The 14,401-nt window shown below is 33.5% G+C and carries 13 protein-coding genes and 1 other annotated feature; of the genes, 3 read left to right on the top strand and 10 right to left on the bottom strand.

Annotation, left to right across the window (positions count from 1 at the left end):
* Positions 1 to 4 precede the first annotated feature (4 nt).
* The 7 genes from KQI85_RS12025 to KQI85_RS11995 form a co-directional block, all read right to left on the bottom strand.
* Entirely contained in the window at positions 5 to 547 is a 543-nt protein-coding gene (locus KQI85_RS12025) for a protease complex subunit PrcB family protein (RefSeq protein ID WP_216576323.1), read from the bottom strand.
* A 164-nt stretch (positions 548 to 711) separates the two neighbouring features.
* Positions 712 to 2,031, bottom strand: coding sequence for a PEGA domain-containing protein (locus KQI85_RS12020; RefSeq protein WP_216576322.1), 1,320 nt, complete (start codon positions 2,029 to 2,031; stop codon positions 712 to 714).
* 22 nt (positions 2,032 to 2,053) lie between these two features.
* A complete protein-coding gene (locus KQI85_RS12015; RefSeq protein ID WP_216576321.1) occupies positions 2,054 to 3,034 on the bottom strand; it encodes a hypothetical protein in 981 nt (326 codons plus the stop codon).
* 64 nt (positions 3,035 to 3,098) lie between these two features.
* Positions 3,099 to 4,376 (bottom strand): CCA tRNA nucleotidyltransferase, encoded by a 1,278-nt coding sequence (locus KQI85_RS12010; protein ID WP_253293877.1) that lies wholly within the window; start codon positions 4,374 to 4,376, stop codon positions 3,099 to 3,101.
* Complete coding sequence (gene proS, locus KQI85_RS12005; protein WP_216576320.1) at positions 4,315 to 5,754, bottom strand: proline--tRNA ligase; 1,440 nt, start codon at positions 5,752 to 5,754, stop codon at positions 4,315 to 4,317. Before proS ends, KQI85_RS12010 begins: the two co-directional genes overlap by 62 nt.
* A gap of 131 nt (positions 5,755 to 5,885) precedes the next feature.
* Positions 5,886 to 6,086: a binding site (T-box leader), on the bottom strand.
* 70 nt (positions 6,087 to 6,156) lie between these two features.
* The gene (locus tag KQI85_RS12000; protein ID WP_216576319.1) at positions 6,157 to 7,305 is read right to left on the bottom strand and encodes a cell wall metabolism sensor histidine kinase WalK; all 1,149 of its coding nucleotides are present in this window, start codon (positions 7,303 to 7,305) and stop codon (positions 6,157 to 6,159) included.
* Positions 7,302 to 7,982, bottom strand: a complete 681-nt coding sequence (locus tag KQI85_RS11995; protein ID WP_216576318.1) for a response regulator transcription factor — start codon at positions 7,980 to 7,982, stop codon at positions 7,302 to 7,304. Before KQI85_RS11995 ends, KQI85_RS12000 begins: the two co-directional genes overlap by 4 nt.
* Positions 7,983 to 8,077: 95 nt before the next feature.
* Here KQI85_RS11995 and KQI85_RS11990 point away from each other — a divergent pair, with 95 nt between their 5' ends.
* Genes KQI85_RS11990 through KQI85_RS11980 form a run of 3 tightly spaced genes read left to right on the top strand, consistent with a single transcriptional unit; the run spans position 8,078 to position 10,045 of the window.
* Positions 8,078 to 8,221 (top strand): CD1871A family CXXC motif-containing protein, encoded by a 144-nt coding sequence (locus KQI85_RS11990; protein WP_216576317.1) that lies wholly within the window; start codon positions 8,078 to 8,080, stop codon positions 8,219 to 8,221.
* Positions 8,214 to 9,101 (top strand): 4Fe-4S binding protein, encoded by an 888-nt coding sequence (locus KQI85_RS11985; RefSeq protein WP_216576316.1) that lies wholly within the window; start codon positions 8,214 to 8,216, stop codon positions 9,099 to 9,101. Before KQI85_RS11990 ends, KQI85_RS11985 begins: the two co-directional genes overlap by 8 nt.
* 41 nt (positions 9,102 to 9,142) lie before the next feature.
* A complete protein-coding gene (locus tag KQI85_RS11980; RefSeq protein WP_216576315.1) occupies positions 9,143 to 10,045 on the top strand; it encodes a TlpA disulfide reductase family protein in 903 nt (300 codons plus the stop codon).
* Positions 10,046 to 10,198: 153 nt separating this feature from the next.
* Here the strand turns inward: KQI85_RS11980 and KQI85_RS11975 are convergent, their stop codons facing one another.
* From KQI85_RS11975 to KQI85_RS11965, 3 genes are all read right to left on the bottom strand, one after another.
* On the bottom strand, positions 10,199 to 11,818 hold the full coding sequence (locus KQI85_RS11975) for an ATP-binding cassette domain-containing protein (RefSeq protein WP_216576314.1): 1,620 nt from the start codon (positions 11,816 to 11,818) through the stop codon (positions 10,199 to 10,201).
* Positions 11,802 to 13,136: an ATP-binding cassette domain-containing protein gene (locus KQI85_RS11970; protein ID WP_216576313.1), complete on the bottom strand. Its 1,335-nt coding sequence runs from the start codon at positions 13,134 to 13,136 to the stop codon at positions 11,802 to 11,804. The genes KQI85_RS11975 and KQI85_RS11970 overlap by 17 nt, the downstream gene beginning before the upstream one ends.
* Positions 13,137 to 13,476: 340 nt before the next feature.
* A complete protein-coding gene (locus KQI85_RS11965; protein ID WP_216576312.1) occupies positions 13,477 to 14,352 on the bottom strand; it encodes a hypothetical protein in 876 nt (291 codons plus the stop codon).
* Positions 14,353 to 14,401 lie beyond the last annotated feature (49 nt).

The following is a 14,401-nucleotide window of genomic DNA, read 5'->3' as shown; positions in this document are numbered from 1 at the left end:
TATTCTATTTAAAAATTACAGGTTTGTTAGGATTCTCACACTTTATTACTATATATGGTGTAGTCACTTCTATAGATGCCTGACTCTCATCAGTACTGACACTCTCATTATCCTTACTGCCTCTTATCATAAACTGAACACATACAGTATTCTTAGTAAGATACATATCTTCAACAGTTATACAATACGATCCTCCCTCCATCTGACCATATCCTTTAGCTATATACAGATACTCTTCATCCTGATAAGTAAGCATAAAACCTTTATCTAACTTGGCATCAATTGTACTCTTTAACTCCTTAGGTATATCTTCCTCTCTCATAACAGTGAATTCGATATCTTTAATCTTCTCTCTTGCCACTTTCTTAACACTGCATCCACACATAAGACCAGACCACATACAAGCCACTATAACCCAGGCTATTATAAATATGCCTTTAGTAAATACGCTTTTAGTAAATATGCCTTTAGTAAATACACTTTTAGTAAATACTCTTTTAATAAATACGCTTTCAGCTCTTATATCACCACTTCCACAACTTTTCATTTTTACTTTCACCCAAAAAATTCCCTCATATAATCTAATCTCTAAATTATATGAGGGAATACTCTACAATTATGACTGCATTTATTTTATAAATTCTTCAAATTATAGTAAATCAAATTCAATATATCCTTAATTAGGAGCATACCAAGATGCCCTTCTTCATCCTAATTCTCAAGCATAGCCGGGAAACTAAATGTTGCATCTGCATTATCATCATCAATATCAACCGTATAAGTCTTATTCTCACATCCACTCTTAGTAAATGTAATAACATGTGTTCCTGCCACTTTTGGTGTAGATACCGGTGCTGTTCCTATAAGACTTCCATCCATATACACCTGTGCTCCCTCAGGTGCTTTGATATATGTCTTATAAGTAGAACTTGCTGCACCTGTAGTCTCTGTCGCAGTAATCTTCTCTTCCCCTGTCTCAGTTGTACTCTTAGTCTCACTTTGGTTAGTTATATCTATCGTCTTTGACATATAAGCACTATTAATCGTTATATCTTCATTATATGTATCATAACCCGGTGCACTTACAGTTATTGTATGCTTACCATATTCGAGTGTTATCGACTCTTTATTCTCTACTGCACTATCATCAACAAGTACCGTAGCATTCTCAGGAACTACTGTAAGCTTAAGTCTTCCCTGCTGTTTGGCAATCTCTACAACATCGCTAAAATCAAGTGTCACTTCCTTATCACGTCCTATTGTGACAGTTCTCTGTGCAGAATAATCACCATTTTGCATATTAACTTTATAACTTCCTTCAGGAACTACAAGAAGCATATTATCGCCTGTTATCTTCGTTATAAGTGTCTTGCCTACATCTATAAAACCACCAATAAATGGATTATAATTAGTAAGTTTTAGATAACCATGCCCTTTTGTGACAACTATGGAGGTAACTTTTTTATCAATTCCCCTTACAGTAATCTCATCATTATTATTAAGTTCCATCATCTCAATACTCTTACCTTCTGACAATATAAGAAGCGTATCATCAAAAGAATATGCATGACTGCCAATACTTATAATCTTATTAGTTCTGTCTATTGAATAATTGGTTATATTAGTTGACTCAAAGGCTTCTTTTGATTCATCCATACTTAGAATCTCAAGAGTCTTCTTATTATATTCGATATTATAGATCTGACCTTCACTAACCTGACTTGCTGCCATTACAGAATCATATCTTCCTGTTATATTCGTAGCACCTGTATAGTAAAGAGTTATATCATCACTCTGACCATAAGGAAGCACTGTAAAAGACTTATCTTTGGTACTTATCCCTGCAATCGCTGCCACAACACTCTCAGTCTTTTTAATACTCTCAGTCTCTTCCTCCGTCTTATTATATGCATACGCTTCCTTACCATTAGTAATTGGCATAGGTGAATTATCATTGCATGCTGTAATTCCTAATGCACATAATAATACGATTGTTCCCATTGCTGCTATTCTTGGTTGTCTCTTCATCATCTTTTCCCCCCGGTTATTATATCTACAACATTCTCTTTATAAAATTAGTCTTTAAAATTGTCTGATGAACAACTTTATTTAACTTTTCGGTATTTTTATCCGGAATCCACACCTTTTTACTATTGTAATAATAATTAAGTATCTTCCAGAACTTCTCCGGATATAAAAGCATCAGCTTAAGATATATGTAGTCCTTATCAGTTATATGTCTTACATTATCATATTCCTGTATCATCTTAAACCCAAGTTCAATATTCCATCCATTTTTCTCCATTACTTTTCTTAGAAAATTATAAAAATCCCATATATCAATATAATACTCTATTTTCTCAAATCCTGTAACTGCTGTAAAGTTAACACCATTAATAAGACTGTGATAATCAAAGTCTCCATGACATATCTGCTTATCATACACTGGATCTATTATTCCATTCTCTATCTTCTCACACATAAGATCAACAACCATCTGTGCTGCAATTATATTCTTATCAATATTATAAAAAGCAAGCTGTTCAAAATCCGTCTTATTAATTCTGCATGTAAGATACGATTTTATTCTCTTAAGTTCTCTAAGATGTCTCTCATAATCAGAATAAATATTGTATCTCTGATAATTAACATAATTACTAATATTAATTCTGTCAAATGCATTATGTAAAGCAGCTATCGTCTGGCATCCTCTTAATACATCATGTTCCTTCATAACATCACATTCTCTGCCTTCATACCACGTTGTAATTATGTAATTATTCCTGTCGCTGCCGGTTGTTATATATGTATCATTATTATTTTTAATATATACGGGAACATATAAGAATCCCGCCTGTCTTATCTCATTAAGTATTATAGCCATAACCTCTGCATGATAGCAATTACCATTATACTGTGTAACTCTATAAAGTTCTCCCTGAACAGACACTGCCATAAGCGCACCTCTGCTCTTATATGTATTATACACATCAATATCGTACTGTTCTAATACTTTTCCATATTTTTCCGCCAAAAAAATCCCTCCTGCTAATATATTCTAAGTTTTCTATATTAGTATGAGGGATTTTATTAATATATTACAGCATTTCCTTTAATTTATCATAATCATTAAGTTCAGGTTCATCAAGCACTGCATTAAAAAGTCTCTTTAATGTATTACCCATCTCTTTACCTGGTGCAATACCAAGTGATTTAAGATCATCTCCAGTAATATTAAGTTCTTTTAATGTAAGCGCATCGCCTCTCTTAACTATATTCTGATACACTTCATAGATATGTCTGTAATAACCTTTTGTATTATTATTAGCATCTTCTATATTCTCTTTTGCAATCTTAAATCTTAGAATATGTGAAGCATATATAACTCCACATTCGCTTGCAAAGTGCCTTATAGCTCTCTCACTGTCAGCAACTTCATAATTCTCATACTTAATAATGGCACTTACATAATTAAGTGTATTATTATCAAGTTTAAGACCTTTTATAACAGAATAGACTGTCTTATAGTCAAGTCCGCTAAAAAGTGCTGCCATTCTAAGATAACTGTCATCAAGAATATCTTCATGAAGAAGTGTCTTAACATAATTCGCATCACACTTACAAGTCTCAGGAATTATAACAGGCATTATTCCAAGATCAAACATATCTTTAACTCTCCACGGATTATCAGACATAAGTGTCTTTAAAAGCTCTGTATGAATTCTCTCACGACTTATATTCTTAAGTGTTCCTGCAAGTGTAACTATAGCTTTTCTTGTCTCATCTTCTATATCAAAAGACAACTGGGCTGAGAACCTTACTGCACGCATTATTCTAAGTGCATCTTCTGAGAATCTCTCCATCGGATCTCCGACACATCTTATCACATGTCTCTTAATATCGCCTATTCCATCAAATTCATCGACAACACCACTGTAATCATTATAAGCCATCGCATTAATTGTAAAATCACGTCTCTCAAGATCTTTTCTAAGATTCTGTGTAAAAATAACTTCCTTAGGATGTCTTGAATCTTCATATTCACCATCTATCCTATAAGTTGTCACTTCATATCCTGTATGGTCTATCATTACAGTAACTGTTCCATGCTGTATTCCTGTATCTATTGTCTTTCTAAATATAGCTTTTACCTGCATTGGTGTTGCATCAGTAGTAATATCCCAATCTTTAGGTACTCTTCCAAGTATACTATCTCTTACACATCCACCAACAGCATACGCATCATAATTATTATCTTTTAGTCGCTTGATAATAAATCTGACACTTTCAGGTGCTTCAATTCTATATTCCATATTAATATGCCTTGCCCCAGTATACAAGCTTCTTAGCAGGTCTGCCACAGCATACGCATACATCTGAGATTGTCTCCTGTTCAAATGGCATACATCTTGAAGTACATGTTGTATCTTCTTTTATCTTATCTTCACAAGCCTGATCACCACACCACATAGCCTTGATAAATCCAGGTTTTGTTGCTGCAGTTTCCTTGAATTCATCATAATTCTTAGCTGTATATGTGTGAGCATCTCTATGAGTTCTTGCTCTTTCAAGCATCTCTTTTTGCATTGTATCTAATACTTCAGTAATCTTTACTGCAAGTTCATCAATTGATACAGTAACTTTCTCTCTTGTATCACGACGTACAATAACAGCCTGATTAGCTTCGATATCTCTAGGTCCCATCTCAACTCTTACAGGAATACCTCTCATCTCCTGTTCTGAGAACTTCCAGCCAGGATTCTTATCTGAATCATCAACTTTAACTCTAAGTCCTGCTGCCTTGAGTGCATCTCTTACTTCATATGCTTTGTCGAGTACACCTTCTTTTTTCTGCATAATAGGAATAACATCAACCTGTACAGGTGCAACTCTTGGTGGAAGAACAAGTCCTGAATCATCACCATGAACCATAATTACAGCACCGATTAATCTTGTTGTCATACCCCATGATGTCTGATGAACATATTTTAACTTATTATCTTTGTCTGTATACTGTATTCCGAATGCTTTTGCAAATCCATCACCAAAATTATGGCTTGTACCTGACTGAAGTGCTTTACCATCATGCATAAGTGCTTCTATTGTATAAGTAGCTTCTGCACCTGCGAACTTCTCTTTATCTGTCTTACGTCCCTTTATTACAGGGATTGCAAGTACTTCTTCACAGAATGTTGCATATAAGTTTAACATCTGCTGTGTTCTTGCTTCTGACTCCTCAGCTGTTGCATGAGCAGTATGTCCTTCCTGCCATAAGAATTCTCTTGAACGAAGGAAAGGTCTTGTCTCTTTCTCCCATCTTACAACTGAACACCACTGATTATATACTTTTGGAAGATCTCTGTATGACTGAATCTCATCTTTGTAAAAATCACAGAAAAGAGTCTCAGATGTTGGTCTTACACAAAGTTTCTCCTGAAGTGGATTAAGACCACCCATTGTTACCCATGCAACTTCCGGTGCGAATCCTTCTACATGATCTTTTTCTCGCTCTAAAAGACTCTCAGGTATGAACATAGGCATATATACGTTCTCAACGCCTGTCTCTTTGAATCTTCTGTCAAGTTCATGCTGAATATTCTCCCAGATTGCATATCCTGCAGGTTTGAATATCATACAACCTTTAACACTTGAATATCCCATTAACTCTGCTTTTTTAACTACATCTGTGTACCACTGTGCAAAATCTACATCCATTGATGTAATTGCTTCTACTAACTTCTTATCGTTTGCCATATTAACTCTCCTTTTTAATAAAAAATGTCAGGTTCAAAAAATATTTGACCATTTTAATAACAGATTGCGAAACTCTCACACTTTGGCTCATTATATGCACAAAAAAAGCCTTTCGCCCTCTGTATCATACACAAAGGGACCGAAAGGCTTCGGCGGTACCACCCTAATTAACCGCAATCACGATTCTCTCTTAATCCGTTAACGCCGGATACGCCAGACTTTCATCCGGAAACTCCAAGGTAGGTTCGACATACTTCACATAAGAATCTCACACCGGTAATTCTCTCTCTGGGATGCTAATTATATCTAATAATCCTCTTCTTTGTTCATATCTATCCATTATCTTAATTCAGAAGATATAATTTGTCAAGACGACTATTTTTAGATTAAAAAAATACTTCACTACTTAGTGAAAACCACCTCAAAAATTGTTCCTCCTGCAGGATTTGACTTAATAGCAATGTTTCCATCATGGACTCTCACAATTTCATGGACAAGTGCAAGTCCAAGTCCTACACCACCAAGCTCACGACTTCTTGATTTGTCCACACGAAAGAATGGATCAAATACTCTCTCTCTAAGTTCCTCTGGTATTCCACTTCCTGTATCTTCTACTGACAGATAAATATGTTTTTCCTTCTGATATGAGATTACTGTAACCTGTCCACCTGAATGATTATATTTTATGGCATTCTCAACCAGATTATATACAAGCCTATAGATAAGAATATCACTTCCTGTCATAATAATCTCCTCACATTTTTCAATAAGCTTTATATTTTTTTCCTGTGCAAGAGGCTCAAGGTCTGCTAAAACCTCCTCAACAATAGCATCAACCATAATCTTATCATCTCTTCCCACAGTCTGAAGTTCACTCATGTCAAGCAGAGTCTTTACCATCCTGCTTAGTTTGTCATTTTGTTCCGTAACCATCTTTATAGTCTGTAATGTATCTGCATCAATTTCCGGATGCTTTGTTGAATTATATAAATCAAGCTGCACCTGCATTAATGCTAATGGAGTACGAAGCTCATGTGCTGCATTTGCAGTAAAATGTCTCTGTATCTCAAATGCATCTGACAGACGTTCAAGCATCTTATTATATGAAATACTAAGCTGGTTCAGTTCTTTAACATTATTTTCCTCTATTTGTGAATCAGACAGATTTTGAGCCTGTACTTCTTCAATTTTATCAGAAAACTCTCTGATTGGTCTTAGTGCATGTCCACTTATAAAATAGACAGCAACTCCTCCTAAAAGAGCTAATAAAGTTGAAATTATTAAACTGTTTCTCTTGTAGTCAGCCTTATTATTATACACCTGAACTGAAAATTCACTTGCAAATTCATCCCACTTATCATCCGGAATACTTATATATATTTCATCAGTTTCATTCTCTTTATCATCCCCCTTAGACTCTACAGCCTCCTGCAGGGAATCAATATAATTCACACCATTTTTATAGACAAACATAGTCAGACATCCACATATAATGGCAATACATAATGTAGTTATGCATGTAAGCCTCCATTGCAGCGACATATTTTTCATCTGGCAATCTCCTCTCTGATTTTATAACCCTCACCTGCCTTATTCAAAATAGGATCGTAGCCTAATTTTGCCTTAAGTTTTTTTCTAAGCGAAGACATATGTACTCTGATTGCTCCGCTAAAACTGTCAGCTGAAGCATCCCATACATGCTCTATAAGCTCCTCCTGGCTTACCGGTCTTCCAAGATTAATGAGTAAATATTCCAGAATACCATTTTCTTTTCTTGTCAGTGCAACTAACTCTCCCTTTGCATACGCCTCACGTTTAATCGTATCAAACTTTATTTCTCCACATTTAAGGCATACATCCTTTTGTACGAATTTCCTTCTCGTCAGGCTCCGGATACGTGCTTCTAGTTCCTGCAGATGAAATGGTTTTTCCATATAATCATTCGCTCCTGCATCTAATCCTTCAACTTTATCTGCAATCTGACCTCTTGCAGATAATATAAGAACTTTCGTTTCATCATTATACTTTCTAAGCTCCTTAAGAATCTCCATTCCATCTATCCCCGGCAGATTCAAATCCAAAACTATCAGATCATAATTCTCCGAGAAAATACATTCAAGGGCTTCTTGCCCATCATAACAGGTATCCACCTCATATCCTGCTGCATATAGGCTTTTTGCAATCATATCACATATTTGTTTTTCATCCTCAACAATTAATAATCTCAAAATTCTCACCCTGCCTCTTAACAATAATTTTACACCATATATTGTATAATACTAAAGTCAGCTGGTCAATAATACACCAAAAAGGAGAGAATGATATGTTAAAATGCAAGAAAACATGGCAAATTGTTCTGCTTATCCTTGGTATAAGCATGATAAGTTATGGTGCAGTCAGAGGCGAGGCTGCTACTGTGCTTGGTAAAGCAATAAAATTATGTCTGGAGTGTGTTGGAATTGGATAATAAAAAGAATTTACTTTCAAAAAAAGTAGCTAAAATACGTGGATGGATACAGTTCGTAGCAACACTACTAACCAATATTCATATCCCCAATTTATTTAAGGGCAAAATATATCAGGGCAATGCTAAAACAGTATGCGTACCCGGACTAAACTGCTATTCCTGTCCTGCTGCTACAGGAGCGTGTCCAATAGGAGCTTTTCAGGCTGTTGTCGGATCATCCAGATTTAAATTTTCTTACTACATAACCGGATTTTTCATTTTACTTGGTGTGACTCTTGGACGATTTATATGTGGTTTTTTATGCCCATTTGGATGGTTTCAGGATTTACTTCATAAAATACCTGGTAAAAAACTATCCACAGCAAGATTTAAACCACTAAGATACCTGAAATATATAATTCTTATTGTTTTCGTTATACTTCTTCCGATGCTTGTAACGAACTCCATAGGAATGGGAGACCCGTTCTTCTGTAAATATATTTGTCCACAGGGCGTTTTAGAGGGTGCTATACCACTCTCTATCGGTAATGCTGCTATCCGTTCTGCTTTAGGAAAGCTTTTTTCTTTCAAATGTATTATTTTAATTTCAGTGGTTGTACTAAGTATTTTATTTTACAGACCATTCTGTAAATGGATCTGTCCCCTTGGAGCAATCTACTCATTATTTAACAAGGTCAGCCTGCTAGGTATTACAGTTGATAGCGGAAAATGTGTCGGATGTGGTCAATGTTCAAAAGCATGCAAGATGGATGTCGATGTATGTAAGACTCCAAATCATCCCGAATGTATACGCTGTGGAGCTTGTATAAAGGCTTGTCCAAAGGATGCAGTCCACTATCAGTTTATGGGGAAATCATGTCAAAAAAAGAACAATCGCTAACTATTTAACCTATTATTTTTATTTTAAAGGAGAAATGACTCATGAAAAAATTATCATTTATTTCTATTGTTACACTTTGTATAGCATTATCACTCACAGCATGTGATAAAAAACAAACTTCCACTACAGATTCTAAAAACACACAGACACAAAGCAGCACAGAAGCATCAGGAAAATCAGACTCTGTACTTGATGATTTATATCAGCAGGAAAATCAGCTTTTTGCAGATCATGCTGATGAATGGAACAAGGTATTTGGCATGATGAATAAAAGTGCTGCAGATCCTAATGGAAATTATGCCGATTATCTTGCTGATACCGTAGAATCAAACAAATCTTCATTTACAGATGCTGAACTTAAGACACTCACTGATGATATTGAAAGCATACGAAAAATTGAGGAACAGATAGCAGAAATTGAAAAGAAAAACAATTCATCAGACAGCAGTAATCAGAATGATAATTCAGACACATCCGCTGTATTCAGCAATTTTTCTGGTGAAGATTTTGATGGTAATAAAGTGGATGACAGCCTGTTTTCATCTAATGCAGTAACAGTTGTCAATTTCTGGTTCACTGGATGCAAACCCTGTGTTGCTGAATTATCTAAACTTAACGAATTAAACGATACAATCAAATCAATGGGTGGAGAAGTGATAGGAATCAACACAGAAACCTTTGATGGAAATGAAACTGCTATCAAAGAAGCTGCCACTATTCTTGAAAGCCAGGGTGCCAAATATCGCAATCTTTCTATTGATTCCTCTTGTGCAGCAGGTAAATATGCCTCAGAAATCATGGCATTTCCTACAACTATACTCGTTGACAGAAATGGTAATATTGTAGGCGAACCAATGCTCGGCGGAATTGATAACAAGGACAATTATGATGAACTGATGAAGCAGATTCAGTCTGTGATTGACGCAGACAGCACAAATAAATAATAAGCTTCATATATATGAAGATGCACCTGCAAAATCAGACCTTTACGAGACGACTTTAGTCGTCTCGTTTATTTATTCAAAAATATTTTTTTCTTCTTAATTCACATAATCTTTCAATTTATCTTCAGAATTAACTTTAAACAATTCCAATTTTTATCCTAGATTAATACTTCTATTACACTTTTTCAGCAATGCAGAATTTTGTCTATGCGTAATAACAATTACTGTCATATCATCAGGAAACATATCCATTATATCACATATCATATGCTCCCCCACCATGTCGATTTCACTATCAGGTTCATCCATAATCAATAATTTAGCTTTATTTCCAACTACTCGCATCATACATCTTGCAATAGCTATTCTTTGCCACTCTCCACCAGATAATTCCCTATCCCCAAGTTCCTTACCAAGCATCTCATTTTTATCTATATAATCCATTCCTACCATATCAAGTAATTTGCCAACATCGATACAATTGATAGTATTGTAATCATTTGCTATAGTAATGTTCTTTTCCACCGTTAAAGGATATCTTCCATAATTTTGAAATATTGCAGATATTTCACTATTATTTTTAATAAAAGTTGTAACAGTTCCACTATATGGTTTATATATACCCGTTATAATTTTCAAGAGTGTTGATTTACCTGAACCATTTCTTCCAAGCAATGCTACTTTTTCACCTCTGTTAATCTCAAGATTAATTCCGTCAAGAACCATTTTATTATCATATTTATAGCTGACATTTTCAAGTATTATTTTGTCTCCATACTTGTTCACTTCAATATCATCATGCAAATCCATAAACTTAAAAAAAGGTTCCGTCATTATAATAAACTGTGATAAATACCCATATTCATCAATGAAATTTTGTATAATATCATTAAGCATCGAAAACGCAATAAATGATGCCGAAAAGTTTGCTATGTTCTTGTCCTGAAGATATATTGCAACTGCTACAAGGAATCCTCCTGCATACCCTACCTGTGACAATAATCCAAAAGCACAGTCAATAACACAATTTTTAAGCTCTTGTTCTCTACAAATACTATTATACTCTTCTTGCTTACTTTTCCATTTTGTAATGATATAATTAAAATTGTTAATCACCTTGTTTTCATAGAAATACTTTGGAGAGTAAACTGTTTTTTCTAACATTTGTATATTTTGTTTTTTCTTTAACAACAACTCCTGTACAGTTCTTTGCTGTGTAAGTTTTTTAACCTGTCTTATAACAGATGGAACTATCGCACAGACTATCATTACTGAATACCATGTGTTCAGTGTGATAAAATATCCCACAATCAATAATACTTCAACAACTATTGCTACAAAATCTACCAATATCTCCATTGTTCGAAAGATATTAATACTAGCTGTTCTTGCTTCAAACGTCTTAGTGTTTATTGATGTATCATTGAAGTCTTCTGCTTTTAACTTTAAACATTTTTCATGAAGTATCTTTTTTGTTTCTCGCTCAAATTCAATCATATATATATATTGAATGATATATCTCTCGTATACAATTATCTGCATCTTATTAATCATAAGAAGAATAACATACATAATCAATATGCCAATAAGCATTGCTGTAAATTCTCTTATGTTAAGCAATTCAAACATTATTCCTGTAACTTTTATTGTAATCACTGGAATAATTGCAAATACTATTCTTATAGCAAACATAAATAAAAATTTTTCACCCATTAATTTCATCGAAAACTTAAAAGCCCTACATATCTGATTTACATTAAATACGTTCTTCATAGCATACAGTCTCCTTTATTTCTGTGTCTCCAAGTTCAATCACTTCATCTGCAAATTTTTCGTCTTCACTATTATGCGATACCATTATTATCATCTTCTTATCCTTAAGAGCTTTTATTTTTTCTATAATTATTTTACGCATTGCAATATCCAATTTAGATGTTGGTTCATCTGCAATAAGAATCTCATAATCTTTGAGGGCAGCCCTTAAATACAATATCTGTTGCCACTCTCCACCAGAAAAATCAGTACTATCTTCTTCTGCATTAAGAAGTGCTACACCACTCTTTTCAATTAGCTTATTGTAAACGCTTAATTTCTTTTTGTCCTTTAGATATATCGAAATATCTTCATAACCGGAATCAGAATCAAAAAAAATGTTATCCCGCACCTTAAATGGATACTTATTACCATCCTGTAGTATAACAGAAAATATCCTGCTTCTAAGTTCATTGTCTAATCTATTTGCATCTATACCATTTATTTTAACAGTTCCACTATCAGGATTATAAAGCCCCAATGCCAATTTAATCAATGTGCTTTTTCCTGCTCCATTATGGCCTTTAATTAAATAAAATTTACCCTTTTTAAATGTATATGTAAAATCTTTAATCACCTGTTCGCCAAATGGATATGAATATGATACCTTATCAAATACTATAGTTATATCATCTTTAATATTACTATTTTTTATCATTTCAAGGCTATAACCACATTTAATATCATTTTTCATTATGCTAACATACTTTTTATAGTTTTCAATCATAGCATAGTATTTCTTTTTGTCTGCATATTTTGATGATTCCTTTTCTACAATTGTCTGCAGAATCCCTATGCATTCAAGACATATGACAAATTTGCCTATCATCATCTGCCCAGAACATACATAATATGCAAAAATTAAAGCCATTACAATCATGTATATACGACTTTTTGCTTCCATACTACAATCAAGTCGAAGTCTTCTTTTCCCATTTTTGCAATTTAGTTGTTTTGCTTTATCAAATTCATGCAAAAATTCCTTATTCAGTTTATCTGTCGTTCTATATACTTTCCGTTCCTCAATATAGTTCTTCTGTATCATTATATCTGATAGATAATTATATCTATTAGTATTTTGTCTATACTTAAACCAAAAATCGCTCATGAAAGCGTTCCCTTTTTTTTGACTTAACATCATGTCAAAAATCATAATTGTAATAGGAATTATGATAATCACTCCAGAGAACATTAGGTATATTATTATTCCAGCTCCCATTGTACAATTATATACTGTCTCGCCCACCCCTGCTATGTATGACGATATTTCTTCTAACATATACAGCGAATCCTTTATTATGTTCTGTGTATCTTTTTTTTCAATATCATTCAGTTCTTTGTAACATGTCACATCAAATATTTTCCTTTTGCCATTATACTCACACTCTCTGCATAGAGCCTTCGTAAGGTAATCAACAACTGTGCGAAGAAAAATTATAAATACAGAAGTTGCAAGAAACACTATCAAATATGTAATGAGACCATTTTTAGTATAATCCAACGAATAATTAATTATATCTGCCTTGCTAATCATGTTAACAAGAACACATATTCCAAGCATAATGTATAGCGCACACCATACATATATTTTTTTTGTAGTTAAAAATTCCCTTATCATACTAGTTTCTCCTGTTTTTTATTTTATATTCAAAATCCGTTATTAATTTGTTCATGAAATCTTTTCCGAACAGTCTATTAGCATTTTCTAACGTTTGGATTGTACTAAACTCAAAAAAGTTTTCTTTTCCCACAGATTCTATCATATATCCAACAAAAAGTCCTGCTACTTTATATGAATATACTCCTATATTATTATCATCAAAATTTTCCCACATCTTTTTGATCTGCACATTAATGGATATATCAATATTATTTTCTATCATATCATCCATGTTTTTATCATCTTCTCTATCAAACCAAACCGCTATTCCTTCATCTATAAACTTTGTTTTTTCAATCACATCATACATATTATTAAAAAGTACATGTATAAGTTCATGTCTTCCAGTATAATTTACATTAACATAAATCGATGTCATTGGTGGATTTGCATAACTAAGGCAATTACCATTCATATCATTTTGTCCTGCAAACACATATATATCTATTTTTTTTCGTAATTTTGTCTTGAAAAATTCTAAAGTCTCATAAAATGCCTTGTTAGTTTTTCTGATAAATATTTCTATCTTTGACATTTCTATTTCATTTTCGAAATGATAGTTTATACTATCTGTTATAATTAATCTCATAGCTTGATTTAAATCCAAAAGTTTAAACCATTGAGCTACATTCGCATCAAAGCATTCTTTCAAACTCATTTTCAGGAATTGTGTACACATATTATAATCTCCTATCATATAATGCGCTAATCCTAGTAAAAAAAGGTCATTCGATGTTTGCTTATCCGACTTTATAATCTCATATAAATCAATAGCTTCTTTAGGATGATTCGACTTTATTAATCTACAAACCAATTTCATATCTATCTTAATCATTTCTGCACTTCTATCCTATCTCAAAAGAATCTGTTTATCCTATTATCAA

Origin of the sequence: Falcatimonas sp. MSJ-15, assembly GCF_018918265.1 — a bacterium.
Lineage (GTDB): Bacteria > Bacillota > Clostridia > Lachnospirales > Lachnospiraceae > Falcatimonas.
Note: the sequence above shows the minus strand (reverse complement) of the source record. Positions and strands in the feature narration are given on the sequence as shown.

Coding starts and splice junctions, on each gene's coding strand:
- KQI85_RS12025 (WP_216576323.1), bottom strand. CDS start 547: ATGAAAAGTTGTGGAAGTGGTGATATAAGAGCTGAAAGCGTATTTATT.
- KQI85_RS12020 (WP_216576322.1), bottom strand. CDS start 2,031: ATGATGAAGAGACAACCAAGAATAGCAGCAATGGGAACAATCGTATTA.
- KQI85_RS12010 (WP_253293877.1), bottom strand. CDS start 4,376: ATGTATGCGTATGCTGTGGCAGACCTGCTAAGAAGCTTGTATACTGGG.
- proS (WP_216576320.1), bottom strand. CDS start 5,754: ATGGCAAACGATAAGAAGTTAGTAGAAGCAATTACATCAATGGATGTA.
- KQI85_RS12000 (WP_216576319.1), bottom strand. CDS start 7,305: ATGAAAAATATGTCGCTGCAATGGAGGCTTACATGCATAACTACATTA.
- KQI85_RS11990 (WP_216576317.1), top strand. CDS start 8,078: ATGTTAAAATGCAAGAAAACATGGCAAATTGTTCTGCTTATCCTTGGT.
- KQI85_RS11980 (WP_216576315.1), top strand. CDS start 9,143: ATGAAAAAATTATCATTTATTTCTATTGTTACACTTTGTATAGCATTA.
- KQI85_RS11975 (WP_216576314.1), bottom strand. CDS start 11,818: ATGAAGAACGTATTTAATGTAAATCAGATATGTAGGGCTTTTAAGTTT.
- KQI85_RS11970 (WP_216576313.1), bottom strand. CDS start 13,136: ATGTTAGAAGAAATATCGTCATACATAGCAGGGGTGGGCGAGACAGTA.
- KQI85_RS11965 (WP_216576312.1), bottom strand. CDS start 14,352: ATGATTAAGATAGATATGAAATTGGTTTGTAGATTAATAAAGTCGAAT.